Origin of the sequence: endosymbiont of unidentified scaly snail isolate Monju (assembly GCF_000801295.1) — a bacterium.
In the GTDB taxonomy this organism is placed as follows: Bacteria; Pseudomonadota; Gammaproteobacteria; order Chromatiales; family Chromatiaceae; genus MONJU.
The window spans coordinates 323,992-341,393 of record NZ_AP012978.1 but is presented as its reverse complement, the minus strand read 5'-3'; the positions used below and the strand labels follow the sequence as shown (position 1 = coordinate 341,393).

The window sequence follows — 17,402 nt, the reverse complement described above, 5'->3', positions numbered from 1 at the left end:
CTTGTCAGCGCGGCAGACGCAGGGGAATCAACCGCGGCACCCGTTGGCGGTACTCGGCATAGGCCGGACCCAGCTCGACCAGCAGGTCGCGCTCCTCGAACCACAGGCCGATCAGCACATAGGCGGTCATGCCCAGCGCCAGCAGCAGGTGGCCGGTCGACATCTGCGGCGTGGCCCACAGTCCGATCAACACGCCGAGCTGCATGGGATGACGCACCCAGCGGTAAAGCGACACCTCGCGAAAGGCGGGCGCCGGCGCGGTCACCCCCCGCAGGTGCTGCCAGGCCTGGCGCAGACCGAACAGTTCGAAGTGATCGATGACGAAGGTGGCATAGACCGACAGCGCCCAGCCACCAACGAACGCCGCCAACAGCAAGCCCCGTGCGAACGGCTGTTCGACCTGCCAGGGCTCGCCGGGCAACGGCTGCCAGCAAGCGATCATCAGCCCCAGCGCCACGCCCGAGGCCAATACATAGACGGCGCGCGTGAGCGCTGGCGGCACCAGCCGCCGGAAACGGGGTCTCGCCATCACGGAATGTTGCAGACCGAAAAGCGCCAGCAGCCCGATGTCGACACCGGCCGCCAGCCACAACGGTAACCCGGCTCCCCCGGAGTCCACGTGCCACGGCAGTACCGGCCAGGGAGCGACGAACAACACGAAGAGCACCAGCACCCCCAGGCCGAACAGGTAGGCCAACAGACTGACGGCAAGAACCCACATGTTTCGGAAACCTCCCGACACCCCTGGTGCCTCGAATGTGCTCACGGCACCACCAGCCGGTCCGGCAGGCTGAAGGGGCCTTCCGACTGCTTGCGCGTCAACGGCAGGATCAACGGAGTACGGCGATAGTCCCGTCCGAGCGGGATCAATCGCAGAACCGCATCCAGGTAACCGTCTCCATTCACGTCGGCATGGTCCACGGCGATGATGCAAGCCATTGGCTCGCGGATCGGACCAGCAGACCATGCCTTTCTTCGGGTCGAATCGCACCCAGCCCCGAAAACGCCCGTGTTCGACCCGGCAGGCCTCGGGCGTGGCGTGTTCGCCCTCCTCCCGCGTGGTCACCCGGGCCAGGATCTGTCCCAGGTCGATCACTCCCGGTGGCAACGGTTCGCATCCGTTGTCCTGCCCGCAATCGCGACGCAACGGCAGGTCGGCCAGGCGCGCGTTCATGAAATCATAACCGGTCACGAAATCGTGTTGCGCACCGGGGCGGGCCCGAGCCAGAAAGGCGGCATAGTAACAATCCTGCATCACCTTGGCCCAGAGCCGGCGCTCCACACGATTGCACCATTGTTGCGCCCCGGCGCGAAAGGCCTGATGGGCGGCCGGGCACTCGGCGGGAATACGAAAACTGCGCCGGGTATGGGGGCCGGTCGCCAGCTCCACCTCGTACTCGGTCACCCGCTCACCGCTGTAGGGGGCGCTGAACACGGGAGACGGTGCCGACCGGGCCAGGGTGGCGACCAGTGGCAACAAGGCCATCAGTGCGAGCGCGGCCCGCTCGCGGATTCTCCTTCGCATCGTGACGACTCCTCAGCGATCCGGCCCGCAGTGGCCGTCCTCGGCTCCCTTGCCCGATCCGCGCCCCCGCAGGCGATCCGCCGGCGACTGGATGCTGCCGATGAAACGGATCCAGCGACAGCTCACGTCGACCGCCAGATTGTAGAACAGACGACTCGCCAAAAGGGGGTGGTATTGCACGGCATTGTAGAGGCTGTCGCGCCCCAGCAGCAGCAAGGTCGTCGGTTCGATCGCACGCGCTCGCGTCTTGCGGCGTTCACGGGCCAGTACCGCCACATCACCAAACAGCTCCCCCACGCCGAAACGACTGACCACCAGATCAGCCCTTTCACCGCCTCTGCCAGGCACCGTCACCTCCACCGTGCCGCGCATCACCAGGAACATGGCATCCGATTCGTCCCCCGGCTCGAAGATCACCTCGCCCGGCCCGTACTCTCCCAGCGTGCTGGTGAGGATGAAACGGCGGATCTGCCAGGAGCGCATGCCGCGGAACAGCACACTCTGCGGAATGATCTCACGCCGCAACTGGGCCGACAGCAGGTCCCACAGGTTGACCAGGCGCAGCGAGGAGATGGCCAGGGGGGTGATCACGAAATCCGCCAGCAGGGCAGTGGCAATGACCAGGGCGCTGAGCGCACCGAACAACACGATGGGCTGGAAGTCCGAGAAGGTAAAGACCAGGAAACCGGCGACCAGTGCCACCGAGGTGGCGATCACCGGCAGCCCCTCACCGGCCAGGGTCGCCTGCATGGCGGCGATCTGGTGCCGCGAGGACCGGAGCTCCCGGTTGTAACGCAACATGAAGTGCAGGGTATCGTCCACCGCAATCCCGATGGCGATGGCCGCGGCCATGGTGGTACCGATGTTCAGCGGGATACCCGCGTACCCCATGACACCGAACAGCACCAGCACCGGCAGGGCATTGGGCAAGGCGGCGATCAGACCCACGCGGAGATCGGTGAACAGCACCGAAATGATGAGCACGAAGAACAGCAGCAGGAGCACCACCGACTCCAGCTGGCCACGGATCATCGACTGGGTGGCGCGCAGGGTCAGCACCGAGGAACCGGTGATATGCGCCTCGAGACCGGCATCGAGATGCTCGTCCAGATAGGCCTGCACACGATCGACAAAGGCCTGCAACGCCACCGTGGAATCGATCGGATGCCGAACGAGGATGCGCAATCGACTGTAGTCGTCCGACACATAGGCCCGCACATGGCGATGATCGAGAAAGATCATCAGTTCGTCGACCACGTCGTCCGAGCCGGGGAGTGACGGTCGCTCCAGCTCCTGGAAGGCCATGTTGAGCATCGACAGGTAATTGGTGAACGAGGTGGTGGAACGGGCCAGCCCCTGTTCGTCGATGAACGCCTGGATGGCGGCGACCTGCTCGAGATAGCGCACCTTGAGGAAGGTGTCCTCGATACCCGATTCGACCACGATGGAAAAGTTCTCGAGCCCGGCCAGGCGCTCGTTGACCGCCTCGACCTGGCGCCGCACCTCGGAGTCGCGGGCCAGGCTCTCCACGGTGCTGTGATCGACCTCGATTCGGGGTACCCCGAGCGCCGCGATCAGCGAGACCCCGAGCAGCACCACGAGAATGCCCCAGCGCGAGCGATGGAGCAGCCCCCAGTATCGCCGTGCCAGACGCCCCGGACGCCGCTGCACGAAACGCGAGCGCCCGTCGAGCTGCCAGTGGCCCGCCAGCGAAAGCAGCGCCGGGATCAGTACCACGGTGGCCACGAAATTGAACAGCAGGCCGGTCGAGGCGAGGATGCCGAACTGCCACAGCACCTCGATGCGACTCAGTGCCACCGAAAAGAACCCGGCATAGGTTGTAATGAAGGTCAGCAGCACCGTGCGTCCCATGCGCACCGCCATGCGCTCGAGTGCTGCTTCGCGATCCAGGCCTTCGCGCTGAGCGTGACGAAACTCCGACAACAGGTGGATGTCCTCGGTCGAACCGACGATGATCAGCAGGATCGGCACGATGGAGGTGACCACGTTCAGCGGGATGCCGCTCAGCCCCATCACGCCCAGGGTCCAGACGATGCTGATCGCCGCGGTGAGCACCGGCGCAAGGATGTCGACCAGCTGGCGCAACAACAGGAACAGCGCCAGCAGCAGCGCTCCCACCGCCCACGGAAACAGCTCGGCCTGCTCCTTGCGGATCTGCTGGGCGATGGCCGTGCGCACATGCGGATAGCCGATGGCGAAGGCCTTGCGGTAATGCGCGCGCAGGGGCGCGACCAGGCGCTCGAGCGCGCGCGTCACCCGCAGGTCGTCCTCTCCGCTCACGCCGTCGCGCAGCACGATGGCCGCGCCCATCACCCGCCCGTCGGCTGACAGCAGCACGTGACGCACGAAGGGATCCTGCAACGCCTGAGCGAGCAGGCGCTCTCCTTCGGCGGCATCCTTCGGCAACCGCTTCAGATAGGGATCCTTGTTCAGATAGCCATCGACACTCTTGAGCCAGGGCACGGAGAACAGACTCTCGACCCGGTCGACGAAATCCAGCTGCTCGATCTGTTCGAGGGTCTGGCGCAGGACCTCGAGGCGTTCCGGCGCCATCAGCGCCTCGTCCTCCAGGTAGAGAACGATGATGTCCTCTTCCCCGAACTGGCGGCTGACACGCTCGTAATAGGCGCGTTCGGGATCGTCTATCACCAGCAGTTCGTCGGTGGCGATCTGCACCTGGACGTACCGCAACTGGGTGGCGGCCGCGAGCGAGACCAGCAACAGGAACCCGGGGGCGTGCCACGGATACCTGGCACAGAGCATCAGCAGACGCTGCATCCGGAAGGCTCCTGGGCCGGGATGGAGAATAGCCTCCAGCTTAGCAAAGCCGGCACCGTCGCTGGCAGGATCGCGCACCCAGCCAGCAACAGCTCCAGGCCACATCACTGCGCGGGGTTCCCACCTTTCGTAGTGAACCCCGAGTGCCGATTACGGTAAGCTTCGCGCCATGAACGACCGACCCCACCGAGACAGCATCCTCCTCGAGGAGGCCGAGATCCTGGAACACCAGGCCTTTCCCGGCGACCAGTACCTGTTGCGCGTGCAGGCCCCCGGCTGTGCGGCACGGGCCCTGCCGGGCCAGTTCGTGCATCTCCAGGTACATCCCCTGCGCCCCCTGCGACGCCCCATCTCCATCATGCGCGTCTCTGCCGAGGCCGGCTGGGTTGACCTGCTGTACAAGGCAGTCGGCGAAGGCACTGCCCTGCTGGCGGAGCGGCGCGTGGGCGAGTGCCTCAGCCTGCTCGGCCCCATTGGCCAGCCCTTCGAGCTGAAACAGCGCCGGCCGCTGCTGATCGGCGGCGGGGTGGGCATGCCGCCGATGATCTTCCTCGCCGAGTCGCTGCGCGATGCCGATGCGCAGCCCTTCGTGATCCTGGGCTCCGAGGTACCCCTCCCCTTCGAGCCACGTCCCTCGCAGATCCTGCTGCCAGGCCTGCCCGACGGGGTGATCGCCACCATGCCCCTGCTCGAGGACTGGGACATCCCCTGCCGCCTGGCCAGCCTGCAGGGCTATCCCGGCTGTCACGAGGGTTATGTGACAGATCTCGCCCGGCACTGGCTGCGGGCGCTGGACGACGAGGCGCGCGCCGAGGTCGGGCTCTATGCCTGTGGCCCGCACCCCATGCTCGAGGCCGTGGTGGCACTGGCACGCGAGTTCGAACTGCCGGTGCAGGTATCGCTGGAGGAATTCATGGCCTGCGCCGTGGGTGGTTGCGCGGGCTGCGTGGTGGAAGTGGCCACCGATACCGGCTCCGCCATGCAGCGGGTCTGCGTGGACGGACCGGTGTTCGACGGCTACCGGGTATTCTGAGCGCCGACCGGCGGCATCACTCCGGCACCAGCTTCATGGCGTTCTGGTCGCGCGAGCGCGCACCGGGCCGGTTGTCGCCCAGCTTGAGCATCAGGCGCACCTCGTTGGCCGAATCGGCATAGTGCATGGCGTCCTTCTCGCTGATTTCACCGCGCACGCAGGCCTCGTAGAGCGCCTGGTCGAAGGTGATCATGCCGTGCTCGCGAGAGCGCTTCATCAGATCCTTGAGCTTGGACACCTCGCCCTTGGCGATCAGGTCGGAGGCCAGCGGCGTGTTGAGCAGGATCTCCACGATTGCCCGCCGGCCGTTGCCGTCGATACGCGGTACCAACTGCTGGGCGACGATGCCACGCAGGTTCAGCGACAGGTCCATGAGCACCTGCGCATGCTGGTCATCCGGAAAGAAATGGATGATGCGCTCGAGCGCCTGGTTGGCGTTGTTGGCATGCAGGGTGGTCAGCACCAGGTGGCCGGTCTCGGCGAAGGTGATGGCATACTCCATGGCCTCTCGGGTACGGATCTCGCCGATCAGGATCACGTCCGGCGCCTGGCGCAGAGTGTTGCGCAAGGCCACCTCGTAGGACTCGGTATCCACGCCGACTTCGCGCTGGGTGATGATGCAGCCCCCGTGCTTGTGCAGGAACTCGATCGGGTCCTCGATGGAGATGATATGCCCGGTACTGTTGTGGTTGCGATGACCGACCATCGCGGCCAACGAGGTGGACTTGCCGGTGCCGGTAGCACCCACAAAGATCACCAGCCCCCGCTTGGCCATCGCCAGGTCCTGCAATACCGTGGGAAGACCCAGCTCGTCGAAAGAGGGAATACGCGTCTCGATACGGCGCAGCACCATACCGACCGCATCGCGCTGCACAAAGGCGCTGACCCGGAAACGGCCGACCCCGCGCGCCGAGAAGGCGAAGTTGCACTCCTTGGTGTGCAGGAATTCCTCGCGCTGTTCCGGACTCATCAGGGCATAGGTCAGCTCCCGGCTCTGTTGCTCGGTCAGACGCGTCTTGGAGATGGGCATCACCCGCCCGTTCACCTTGATGCAGGGTGGCATGTCCGCCGTGATGAACAGGTCGGATGCCTTCTTTTCCACCATCAGGGCGATGATGTCGTTGAAATCCATGGCCATGACTTACCTCCTGACGACATTCTGATACCTGCATCGCGACACGCGCCGATGCGGTCGCGAAACTGTGCGCCAGTTCACACGTCGTTCACCCGAAAAGGTCGCGGTTGACTGCTCGGGCCCGGGCATCCTGACGCGATACAAGGCCCTTCTTCACCAGGTCCTGCAGGCACTGGTCAAGCGTCTGCATGCCGTGCGCCTGCCCGGTCTGGATGGCCGAGTACATCTGCGCCACCTTGTCTTCGCGGATCAGGTTGCGGATGGCCGGGGTACCGACCATGATCTCGTGCGCGGCGATGCGCCCACCCCCGACCTTCTTGAGCAGGGTCTGCGAGATCACCGCGCGCAGCGACTCCGACAGCATGGAGCGCACCATGGCCTTCTCGCCGGCCGGGAACACGTCCACGATCCGGTCGATGGTCTTGGCGGCCGAACTGGTATGCAGGGCGCCGAACACCAGGTGACCGGTCTCGGCGGCCGTCAGCGCCAGGCGGATGGTCTCCAGGTCGCGCAGTTCGCCGACCAGGATGATGTCCGGGTCCTCGCGCAGGGCCGAACGCAGTGCCTCGGCGAAACCCAGGGTGTCACGGTGCACCTCGCGCTGGTTGATCAGGCACTTCTTGGAATGGTGCACGAATTCGATGGGGTCCTCGATGGTGAGGATATGCCCGTACTCGGTCTCGTTCTTGTAGTCCATCATCGCCGCCAGGGTGGTGGACTTGCCCGAGCCGGTCGGCCCGGTGACCAGCACCAGGCCACGCGGGTTGTCGCAGATGCTCTTGAACACCGGCGGCGCCTCCAGCTCGTCGAGGGTAAGCACCTTGGAGGGGATGGTCCGGAATACCGCCGCGGCTCCGCGATCCTGATTGAAGGCATTGACCCGGAAACGCGCCAATCCCGGGATCTCGAACGAGAAATCAACTTCGAAGAATTCCTCGTAGTCCTTGCGCTGCTTGTCGTTCATGATGTCGTAGACCAGCGCATGCACGGTCTTGTGATCGAGCACCGGCACGTTGATCCGCCGGATGTCCCCGTCCACCCGGATCATCGGCGGCAGACCGGCCGAGAGATGCAGATCCGAGGCATTGTGCTTGACGCTGAAGGCGAGCAGTTCTGCAATGTCCATCGATTCGATTACCCCTTGAGTCCAATGCGCGCTGCACCACGCACGCCTGTAACGGCCCGGCATCCTGATACTTGACGGGACCCCGGCCACACAACACCCTTGCCGGCAGAGATTAGCAGTCACCGGAATCCCATGCCTACTATTGCACAAGCGCTGGAGGATGTTCATCGACGTATCGCACAGGCCGCACTCGCGGCAGGCCGCAACCCGCCCGAGATCGAGCTGCTGGCAGTGAGCAAGACCAAGCCGGCAACAATGATCCGCGAGGCCTGGAGCGCCGGCCAGCAGGCCTTCGGCGAGAACTACCTGCAGGATGCCCTGCCCAAGATCCAGGCCCTCGCCGACCTGCCTGTCGAGTGGCACTACATCGGGCGTATCCAGAGCAACAAGACCCGCGACATCGCCCGGCACTTCGCCTGGGTGCATGGCCTGGACCGGCTGAAACACGCCCGGCGCCTGAGCGACCAGCGCCCTGAGGCGCTGCCGCCGCTGAACTGCTGTATCCAGGTCAACCTGAGCGGCGAGGCCAGCAAGGGCGGCGTCCCCGCAGACGCCCTGGAAGAGCTGGCGCTGGCCGTGAACGAACTGCCGGGCCTGCGCCTGCGCGGCCTGATGACCATGCCCGACCCGGCCAGCCCGCGCGAGGCCCAGGCCGCGGTGTTCCGGGGCCTGGCCGATTTGCGCCACCAACTCGAAAAACAGGCGGGCCTGAGTCTCGATACCCTCTCGATGGGCATGAGCGGCGACCTGGAACTGGCGATCGCCGCCGGCTCGACCCTGGTGCGCGTGGGCACCGATATCTTCGGTGCCCGGGAATGAGGCAGCCCGGCTGTTTCACCGGTATGCCGAGAACCGGTGCAATTCGCCGCCATGGCGGCGCCGGCCGGGACCGAAAGGGATACCCTGCGCTATCGCTCGAGTGACGCCCAGGTCACAACGAGCGAGAAACCACCGCAATCGGGATGGAACAACGCGGAGTACAAACGGTAACCGACGGTTGGCATCCCGTTATGACCCTCTCTGCTCGATCATCCGGCATCCCGGGCTTCAAGCGTTGTTCGGCCGGTGAAATATTCGGGCTAGAATGGCATCAACCAACAACACGGCAGACAACCCATGAGCCAGCCCACCATCGCCTTCATCGGTTCCGGCAACATGGCCGCGGCCCTGATCGGCGGCCTGATCACCGATGGCACTCCGGCAGAGCGCATCCTTGCCACCGACCCCGACCCGGTGCGCCGCGAGACACTGGCCACCAATGCCGGCATCCACACCCTGGAGGACAATACCGAGGCGGTCGCCCGCGCTGAAGTGGTGGTACTCGCCGTCAAGCCCCAGGTGCTGGGTGAGGTCGCACGTGAGCTCGCAGAGTCGATACAGCAATACCGTCCGCTGGTGATCTCCATCGCCGCCGGGATACGCAGCGACACCCTGCAACGCTGGCTGGGCGGCGACGTGCCCCTGGTGCGCAGCATGCCCAACACCCCGGCGATGCTGCAGGCCGGCGCCACCGCGCTGTTCGCCACCCCCGAGGTAAACGAAACGCAACGCGAACAGGCCGAATCGGTGATGCGCGCAGTCGGCCTGGTACTGTGGGTGGACGATGAATCGCTGATGGATGCGGTCACCGCGCTCTCGGGCAGTGGCCCCGCCTATTTCTTCCTGCTCATGGAGGCCATGGAGCGCGCCGGTGAACGCCTGGGCCTGCCAGCCGACACCGCCCGCCTGCTGACCCTGCAAACGGCGCTGGGCGCCGCGCGCATGGCCATCGAAAGCAGCGAGGATCCGGCCGAACTGCGACACCGCGTGACCTCGCCGGGCGGCACCACCGAACAGGCGATCAGACGCTTCGAGGAAGAAGACCTGGAAGGCGCCGTGTTGCGCGCGCTCACCGCTGCACGCGACCGCTCCATCGAGCTGTCGCGCCTGCTGGACGAGGAATGAACCATGGGCGAAGGCTATCTCTCCACACCACTGATCTTTCTGGTGCAGGTGATCTTCGGGCTGTATGCCCTGGTGGCCCTGCTGCGCTTCCTGCTGCAACTGGTACGCGCCGATTTCTACAACCCGGTGTCGCAGTTCATCGTGCGCATCACCAGCCCGATACTGGTGCCGCTGCGCCGTGTCATCCCGCCAGTCGGCGGCAAGGACACCGCTTCGCTGGTGCTGGCCTGGCTGGTGCTGGCGCTGCAACTGCTGCTGATCTATGCCATCGCCGGCCAGGGCTTCCAGCCCCTGGCCGCGCTGCTGCTGGCGATCCCGGAGCTGATCGGGCTGGGGATCGACATCTTCCTCTACAGTATCCTCATCCTGGTGATCATCAGCTGGGTCAATCCCGGCGGCCACAATCCGGCGATCGGCGTGCTCGGCGCCCTGACCCACCCGCTGATGGCACCGGCGCGGCGCCTCCTGCCACCGATCGGCGGACTGGATCTCTCCCCCATGCTGGTGATGATCGGCCTGGTGCTGCTGAAGATGCTGCTCATCCCGCCCCTGAAGGCGCTGTTGCTGGGCCTGCTCTGATGACGGACGAATGGTTCCGCTGGGACGGCGAGGACCTGCTGCTCTGGGTCAAGGTCCAGCCTCGTGCCGCCCGCGATGCCTTTGCCGAGGTCCTCGACGACGCCATCAAGGTGCGCATCACCGCGCCACCGGTCGACGGCAAGGCCAATGCCCACCTGACGGCCTGGCTGGCACGCCAGTTTCGGGTGCCAAAATCGGCCGTCCGCATCGAGAGCGGGGAGTCCTCCCGCCGCAAACGCATTCGCATATCGTCCCCCTCCCTGATTCCGTCCGCACTTCACGACAGCCTCAAGGGTGCAAAAACAATCGTTTAGCGCCTAGAATTGAGAGACAGGCTGAAAAATCTAACGATACCCGGGCACCAACCCGGCCTTCACCAGAGAGGACAAGGGGCATGGCGATTTCGCCGCTGGAAAAACAACTGGCCGGGTTCGCCCGCTGGAAACAACGCCAGCGCAAGATCCTGGACCAGCTCGAACCATGGCTGCAGCAGCAGAATCTCTACAGTTCGGAGATCCATCACGCCATCGGGCGGGCACGCGCCGCTCTGCGCAACGACGACATCACGGTCGCCATCACCGGCGAGTTCTCGCGCGGCAAGACCGAGCTGATCAACGCCCTGTTCTTCGGCAACCTCGGCTACCGCCTGCTGCCCACCGACGCCGGGCGCACCACCATGTGCCCTACCGAGATCCTGCAAGACCCCGAGGCCGAACCCTGCCTGCGCCTACTGCCGATCGAGACCCGCGGCCATGACATCAGCCTGTTCCACCTGCGACAGAAGCCGGAGCTCTGGACCACGATTCCGCTGCAACTCGACGATCCGGACGTTCTGGAAGAACAACTCAAGGCACTGACTGCCACCAAGCGGGTTCCGCGCGCCCAGGCCGCCGAGCTGGGACTGTTCGAGGAGATCGACAGCCAGTTTGCCGACAACACCGACGATACGGTGGTTATCCCGCGCTGGCGGCTCGCTCAGCTCAACATTCGTCACCCACTGCTGGCCAAGGGTCTCCGGGTGATCGATACCCCCGGCCTGAATGCCGTGGGCAACGAACCGGAACTCACCTACGAGATCCTGCCCAATGCCCAGGCCATACTGCTGGTGCTGTCCGCCGACACCGGCGTGACCCGCTCCGACCTCGACATCTGGCAGCAGTGCATCAACCCCGCGGGCCAGCTGCGACAGGGCGTGATGGTGGTGCTCAACAAGGTCGACGTCCTGTGGGACGACCTGCGGCCGCAGGAGCACATCGAGGAGCGCGTCCTCCAGCAACGCTCCGACGTGGCCAACATGCTGGACATCCGCATCGAGCAGACCTTCGCCGTGTCGGCACAGAAGGCGTTGCTGGCACGCATCCGCGAGAACCACCATCTCGAGCGGCGCAGCGGCATCCACCGACTGGAGGACTACCTCTCGACCTGCGTGGTGGAGAACCGGCGCGACCTCATCATGAACGACTTCACCGGCGAGGTGCAGCACGCCATCGAGTCGCTGGAGAACATCATCGAGTCGCGCCACAAGCGCACACAGAAACAGATCCACAGTCTGCACGAGGTGGCCAACCGCAGCGACAGCTCGGTCGCTCACCTGCTGCGCGAAACCCAGCGTGACAAGAAACGCTACCAGGCCAGCGTGGAGGCCTATCGCGAGAGCCGCCGCGAATTCCAGGAACACGGGCGCATCCTGCTCGAGGCGCTGGACCTGCACTCCCTGGACAAGGTCATCGAAGAGGCGCGCCTGGAGATGTCCAAGGCCTGGACCACGCCCGGCCTCAAGGAGGCCATGCGTATCCTGTTCGACGACATCAACGCCCGCATGGAGACGGTCGGCCAACACACCGCCGCCATGCGCCGCCTGATCCGCGGCATCTATCGACGTTTCCAGACCGATCACGACTTCCCGCCACTGCAGCCGGCCATGTTCTCCATCGTCCGCTACCAGGTGGAACTGGGCATGCTGCACCAGGAGGCCGAGGTCTTCCGCAAGAGCCCGCGCACCACCATGACCGAACAGCACTTCGTGGTGAAGCGTTACTTCCGCACCATCGTGGACCGCGCCCGCCACATCTTCCGCGAGGCACATCGCGAGGCCCGCGAATGGCTGGAGCATGCTCTCGATCCACTCACCGTCGAAGTCAAGGAGTATCGCGGCGCCATCTCCCAGCAGATTCGCGATCTCAAGCACGCCAGCCAGTCGCGCAAGACCATCCAGCAGCGCATCCTGCTGATGGAACGCGAGGCCCGACGCCTGCAGATCCAGCTCAGCTCCCTGCAGAACGTGCGCCAGGCCCTGAACAATCCCATCATCCCCAACGAACAGGGCAAGGTGCGACCCAAGGTGATCGAGGGCAGCAACGACAGCCGCCTGGCGCGCTGATCCCCGACGAGAGTCCCTGGACCCAGGCCCCGCCGCCTCCCGCGCGCGGCGCCCTGATTCAGACGCTTCCGCAGGAACTAAATCTTCCCTTTTCCCGGTCTTATCAGACAGGGCCGTACTACAATTCGGGAAGAAAAAAGGAGATCCGCCATGAAACGACTCATCCTGCTCCCCCTGCTGCTCCTGTTTGCCGGGCTGGCACTGGCGGAAAATGTCACCCGCTCCGCGGGTTACGCCATCCACCACAATGCCTTCACCACCGACAGCCTCGCGCCCGAGGTGGCCCGCAGCTATGGCATCCAGCGCAGCACCAGCCGCGGCATGGTGAACATCACCGTGATCCGCGAAACCACCGACACCATCGGCACCCCGGTCCAGGCGAGGCTGAAGGTCACAGCGCACAACCTGATGGGACAGAAGCGCAACATCCCGGTACGCGAAATCCGCGAAGGGGATGCCATCTACTACATCGCCGACTTTCCGGTCGCCCACCGGGAGCACCTGACCTTCGAGATCGAAGTGTTGCCCAAGGGCCAGGGCAACCCCCTGCACGCCCGCTTCGACCAGGAATTCTTCACCCGCTGAGCGCGCGCCAGAGTTGCCACAGGCCAAAGGCTGCCACCAGCGCGCCCGCGGCCTGCCTTACCCCGGGGCGGCGCACCAAACGCTGTACGGTCGCGGCCGCCGCCCCCATCAGCAACAGGTTGGGCAGGGTGCCCAGCCCGAAGACCAGCATCAGCAGCGCGCCCTCCAGCGCGCCACCGGCCGAGACCGACCAGATCAGCACACTGTAGACCAGCCCACAGGGCAGCCAGCCCCAGAGCACACCCAGCGCCAGCGCCTGGGCGGGACGCCGCACCGGCAGCAGACCGCGCCCCCAGGGCTCGATACGCCGCCACAGCATGCCACCGGCCTGTTCCACGCGTGCCAGCAGACGCCACCAGCCGCCCAGGTACAGCCCCAACAGCACCATGAAGCCGCCCGCAAGCCCCAGCAGCACCTGTTGCGCCTGCTGCACCGGCAGCAGCCCCGAGAAGAACACCCCCAACCCGCCGGCGATGGCGCCGGCCAGGGTGTAGCTGGCGATCCGCCCGAGGTTGTAGGCCAGCAACAGAGGCCAGCGCGAGCGTTCGGCCGGCAGCCCCAGCGAGAGGGCACCCACGATACCGCCGCACATGCCCACGCAGTGCACACCACCGAGCAGCCCCACCAGCAGGGCACCGAGCAGACCGACCTCAATCATCGTCCATCTGCACCTCGGTCCAACGCCAGGCCGCGGCCACCAGCAGCAGCACCGGCACCCCGGCCAGCGCGGTGAGGGTGAAGAAGGCCGGATAGCCCAGGCGGTCGACCAGCACCCCCGAGAAGCCACCCAGGAACTTGGGCAACAGCAACATCACCGAGCTGAACAGGGCGTACTGGGTGGCCGAGAAGCGGATGTTCACCAACCCGGAGAGATAGGCCACGAAGGCCGAGATGGCCACCCCGGCAGCCAGGTTGTCCATGCCCACCACCGCCACCAGACCCCAGAAATCGTGCCCGCGCACCGCCAGCCAGGCAAACAGCAGATTGGTTGCCGCGGCCAGTACGGCACCGGCGAACAACACCACCATCACCCCGAAGCGATAGACCGCCACGCCTCCCAGGAAACCGCCAAGGATGGTCACGTAGATGCCGAAGCCCTTGGAGACCAGCGCGATCTCGTCCTTGGAAAACCCCATGTCCTTGTAGAACACGTTGGCAATGGCCCCGAGCACGATGTCCGACAACCGGTAACCGGCAATCAGCGCCAACACCAGCGCAGCCTTGCCGCCGTGACGCTGGAAGAACTCGGCAAAAGGCTCCCAGACCGCGCTGCGCAGCCAGGCGGCCAGCCGTTCCGAGCGGTCGCCCACCAGCGGCTCGGGCTCCACGGTGCGCTCGGGCTCCGGCGAAAACAGGGTGGTGAGGATGCCAATCCCCATCAGCAAGGCCATGATGCCGTAGGCGGCCAGCCAGGGCCCCTGCTGATAGCTGGCCTCGTCGGGATCGAAGCGCGCCGCGATCCACAAGGCGCCTGCCGAGGACACGAACATGGCGACCCGGTAACCGGTGGTGTAGAAGGCCGTAAGGATGCCCTGCATCCGCGTGCCCGCGCTCTCGATGCGGTAGGCATCCACTGCCACGTCCTGGGTCGCCGAGGCGACCGCCACCAGTAGCGCCAGCCAGACCACCCGTTCGAGCTGCCACGCCGGATCACTCAATGCCATCCCCACCAGGCCGCCGGCGATGACCAGCTGGGTTGCCAGCAGCCAGGCCCGGCGACGACCCAGGGCGGGGGTGAGCACGGGGATGGGCAGGCGATCGACCAGCGGCGACCAGACCACCTTGAAGGCATAGGCCAGCGCCACCCAGCTGATGTAGCCGATGGTGGAGCGGTCGATGCCCGCCTCGCGCAGCCAGAACGACAGGGTGCCGAATACCAGCAGCAGCGGCAGGCCGGAGGAGAAACCCAGCAGGCCGATGCGCAGCACCCGCCAGTCGCGCAGGTGCAACAGGGCCTCGCGCCAGCCGATACGTTCAGTCCTCGAGTGCATAGTCCATGATCAGCGGTGCATGGTCGGAAAAGCGCTTGCGCTTGTAGATGCCTGCTGCCTGGACACGGTCGGCCAGATCCGGCGTGACCACCTGGTAGTCGATGCGCCAGCCCACGTTCTTTTCCCAGGCACGTCCGCGATTCGACCACCAGGTGTACTGGTCGGCTTCGCGATTGACCTGGCGGAAGGCATCGACGAAGCCCGCCTCGCCGAACAGACGGTCCATCCAGGCGCGCTCCTCGGGCAGGAAACCCGAGTTCTTCTGGTTGCCGCGCCAGTTCTTCAGGTCTTCCTTCTTGTGCGCGATATTCAGATCGCCGCAGACGATCAGCCGCTGACCCGACTCGCGTCGCTCGACCAGATACGGCAGCAGCCAGTCGAGCACCTGGAACTTCACCTGCTGGCGTTCTTCGCTGGACGAGCCCGAGGGAAGGTAGAGCGAGACGATGTGCAGGTCGCCGAAGCGGGCCTCGATCCAGCGCCCCTCACGGTCGAACTCGGGCCGCCCCACACCCTCGATCACCGCGTCGGGCTCGCGCCGGCAATAGATGCCCACCCCGCTGTAGCCCTTCTTCTCGGCCGGGTGGTAATAGCAATGAAAGCTGGGCGGCCAGTACAGTGAATCCTCGAGCTGGTGAACCTGGGCCTTGAGCTCCTGCAGGCAGACCACATCGGCCTTCTGCCGGCGCAGCCAGTGGAAGAAACCCTTGCGGCCCGCCGAGCGGATGCCGTTGAGATTGCAGGTGATGACGCGCATCTGTCGCATTATACTGGCGCTTCACCACGAATGAGGCCCGTCATGCAGGACTTTCGACGCGACTTTCTCGACTTCGCCCTCGAACGCGGCGTGCTGCGCTTCGGCGAGTTCACGCTGAAATCCGGGCGCATCAGCCCCTACTTCTTCAATGCCGGCCTGTTCGACACCGGCGGCGCGCTGGCACGCCTGGGCCGCTTCTACGCACAGGCCATCGTCGAAGCAGGCATCGACTTCGACGTGCTCTACGGCCCGGCCTACAAGGGCATCCCGCTGGCCGCGGTCACCGCCGCTGCGCTGTTCGAGCACCACGGTATCGACAAGCCCTATGCCTTCAACCGCAAGGAAGCCAAGACCCACGGCGAGGGCGGGCGCATCGTCGGCCACCCACTGGAGGGCCGCATCCTCATCATCGACGACGTCATCACTGCCGGCACCGCGATCCGCGAGTCCATGGACATCATCGCCGCCGAAGGTGCCACTCCCGCCGGCGTGGTCATCGCGCTCGACCGCCAGGAACGGGGCCAGGGCGAGCGTTCCGCCATCCAGGAGGTCGAGGCCGATTACGGTATCCCGGTCGCTGCCATCGCGCGGCTGGAAGATCTCATCGGCTACCTGGAGCAACGCGGTGACGAGCAGGACCTGGAACGGGTCCGCGCCTATCGCGAGCGCTACGGCGTCTGAACATCGCCTGCCCCGCTTGTCGGGCCGAGGCCCGACACCCTCATCTCAGCCCCAGATCAGCCGCAGGCCCACCAGCACGGTGACGATCTCGAACACCCGCTTGATCCAGCGGTTGCCCTGGCGGATGGCCAGGTGCGCACCGAGATAGCCGCCGGCCAGCGAGCCCGCCAGCAAGGCCGGCAGCCAGTCCCAGCGGATCTCGCCGAGCAAGCCGAGGGTGAGTGCACCGCTGCCATTCCAGAACAGGCCGACCAGGATCAGCGTATAGGCCACGGCGCTCTTGTAGTCGGCACCAAACCAGCGTACCAGCCAGAGGGTGACGAACAGCCCGGTGCCTGAAGTGAGCGAGCCGTTGAGCACACCGATGACAAACAGCACCAGGCCACCAAACCACAAACCCCGGCCGCTCTGATGCTGCAGGCGCGTCTCCTGTCCCAGCTCCTTGCGAATGAACGAATAGACGCCCAGCCCCAGGGTGAGCAGGCCCAGCGCAATCTCGGCCCAGCGTCCCGGCACCTGAAGAATGACCGAGGCACCGAGCACCACCCCCGGCAGGCCGGTAGCGAGGATGAACAGCACGAAGCGCCGTTCGAGATGACCTTCACGCAGGTGGCGCAGGGTGGCGCCCACCCCCAGCGCAACCGAAGCGACCTTGTGCGTCGCCAGGGCAATGGCGAAAGGCAGTCCAAGGAAGATCAGGATCGGCAGTTGCAACAGGCCTGCCCCACCCCCGGCAAAGGCGGAAAAGGTGTTGGCGACCAGGGAAACGGCAAAAAGTATGAGCTGGTCCACGGAGAATCCGGGTGAGGTCGATACCCTCGCATTATAATGAGCCCGTGTGCAGCAATCCGCGACCGAGGTGCATTA

Annotated in this window: 16 protein-coding genes; 8 read left to right on the top strand and 8 right to left on the bottom strand. The window is 65.4% G+C overall.

Features of this window, described 5'->3' with window-relative positions; all coding sequences use genetic code 11:
- Window positions 1–4: 4 nt before the first annotated feature.
- A complete protein-coding gene (locus EBS_RS13805) occupies window positions 5–1,525 on the bottom strand; it encodes a methyltransferase family protein (protein ID WP_148307602.1) in 1,521 nt (506 codons plus the stop codon).
- 12 nt (window positions 1,526–1,537) lie between these two features.
- The gene (locus EBS_RS13370) at window positions 1,538–4,324 is read right to left on the bottom strand and encodes an MMPL family transporter (RefSeq protein WP_171816160.1); all 2,787 of its coding nucleotides are present in this window, start codon (window positions 4,322–4,324) and stop codon (window positions 1,538–1,540) included.
- A 169-nt stretch (window positions 4,325–4,493) separates the two neighbouring features.
- Between EBS_RS13370 and EBS_RS01615 the strand changes: the two genes are divergently transcribed.
- Window positions 4,494–5,357, top strand: coding sequence for a dihydroorotate dehydrogenase electron transfer subunit (locus tag EBS_RS01615; RefSeq protein WP_043107008.1), 864 nt, complete (start codon window positions 4,494–4,496; stop codon window positions 5,355–5,357).
- 16 nt (window positions 5,358–5,373) lie between these two features.
- Here EBS_RS01615 and EBS_RS01610 read toward each other — a convergent pair whose 3' ends face one another.
- Window positions 5,374–6,489, bottom strand: coding sequence for a PilT/PilU family type 4a pilus ATPase (locus EBS_RS01610; RefSeq protein WP_043109041.1), 1,116 nt, complete (start codon window positions 6,487–6,489; stop codon window positions 5,374–5,376).
- A 91-nt stretch (window positions 6,490–6,580) separates the two neighbouring features.
- A complete protein-coding gene (locus EBS_RS01605; RefSeq protein ID WP_043107007.1) occupies window positions 6,581–7,618 on the bottom strand; it encodes a type IV pilus twitching motility protein PilT in 1,038 nt (345 codons plus the stop codon).
- A gap of 132 nt (window positions 7,619–7,750) precedes the next feature.
- Here EBS_RS01605 and EBS_RS01600 point away from each other — a divergent pair, with 132 nt between their 5' ends.
- The 6 genes from EBS_RS01600 (at window position 7,751) to EBS_RS01575 (ending at window position 13,106) form a co-directional block, all read left to right on the top strand.
- A complete protein-coding gene (locus EBS_RS01600; protein ID WP_043107006.1) occupies window positions 7,751–8,437 on the top strand; it encodes a YggS family pyridoxal phosphate-dependent enzyme in 687 nt (228 codons plus the stop codon).
- 297 nt (window positions 8,438–8,734) lie between these two features.
- Entirely contained in the window at window positions 8,735–9,562 is an 828-nt protein-coding gene (gene proC / locus EBS_RS01595; RefSeq protein ID WP_043107005.1) for a pyrroline-5-carboxylate reductase, read from the top strand.
- Window positions 9,563–9,565: 3 nt separating this feature from the next.
- Window positions 9,566–10,141 carry a YggT family protein gene (locus tag EBS_RS01590; protein ID WP_043107003.1) on the top strand — a complete coding sequence of 192 codons (576 nt, stop codon included), beginning with the start codon at window positions 9,566–9,568 and terminating at the stop codon, window positions 10,139–10,141.
- On the top strand, window positions 10,141–10,455 hold the full coding sequence (locus tag EBS_RS01585; protein ID WP_043107000.1) for a DUF167 family protein: 315 nt from the start codon (window positions 10,141–10,143) through the stop codon (window positions 10,453–10,455). Before EBS_RS01590 ends, EBS_RS01585 begins: the two co-directional genes overlap by 1 nt.
- A gap of 80 nt (window positions 10,456–10,535) precedes the next feature.
- Complete coding sequence (locus tag EBS_RS01580; protein WP_043106999.1) at window positions 10,536–12,521, top strand: dynamin family protein; 1,986 nt, start codon at window positions 10,536–10,538, stop codon at window positions 12,519–12,521.
- Window positions 12,522–12,671: 150 nt separating this feature from the next.
- Entirely contained in the window at window positions 12,672–13,106 is a 435-nt protein-coding gene (locus tag EBS_RS01575) for a DUF4426 domain-containing protein (protein WP_043106998.1), read from the top strand.
- Here EBS_RS01575 and EBS_RS01570 read toward each other — a convergent pair.
- The 3 genes from EBS_RS01570 to EBS_RS01560 are packed head-to-tail and all read right to left on the bottom strand — an operon-like array spanning window position 13,096 to window position 15,854.
- Window positions 13,096–13,764 (bottom strand): sulfite exporter TauE/SafE family protein, encoded by a 669-nt coding sequence (locus tag EBS_RS01570; protein ID WP_043106997.1) that lies wholly within the window; start codon window positions 13,762–13,764, stop codon window positions 13,096–13,098. The two genes, EBS_RS01575 and EBS_RS01570, sit on opposite strands and share 11 nt — an antisense overlap.
- Entirely contained in the window at window positions 13,757–15,097 is a 1,341-nt protein-coding gene (locus EBS_RS01565) for an AmpG family muropeptide MFS transporter (RefSeq protein WP_043106996.1), read from the bottom strand. Before EBS_RS01565 ends, EBS_RS01570 begins: the two co-directional genes overlap by 8 nt.
- Complete coding sequence (locus EBS_RS01560; protein ID WP_043106995.1) at window positions 15,081–15,854, bottom strand: exodeoxyribonuclease III; 774 nt, start codon at window positions 15,852–15,854, stop codon at window positions 15,081–15,083. Before EBS_RS01560 ends, EBS_RS01565 begins: the two co-directional genes overlap by 17 nt.
- A 42-nt stretch (window positions 15,855–15,896) precedes the next feature.
- On the opposite strand from EBS_RS01560, the gene pyrE reads away from it, so the two are divergent.
- The gene (pyrE, locus tag EBS_RS01555; protein WP_043106994.1) at window positions 15,897–16,535 is read left to right on the top strand and encodes an orotate phosphoribosyltransferase; all 639 of its coding nucleotides are present in this window, start codon (window positions 15,897–15,899) and stop codon (window positions 16,533–16,535) included.
- Window positions 16,536–16,580: 45 nt separating this feature from the next.
- Here pyrE and EBS_RS01550 read toward each other — a convergent pair whose 3' ends face one another.
- Window positions 16,581–17,327: a sulfite exporter TauE/SafE family protein gene (locus tag EBS_RS01550; RefSeq protein WP_043106993.1), complete on the bottom strand. Its 747-nt coding sequence runs from the start codon at window positions 17,325–17,327 to the stop codon at window positions 16,581–16,583.
- Between the last annotated feature and the right edge of the window lie 75 nt (window positions 17,328–17,402).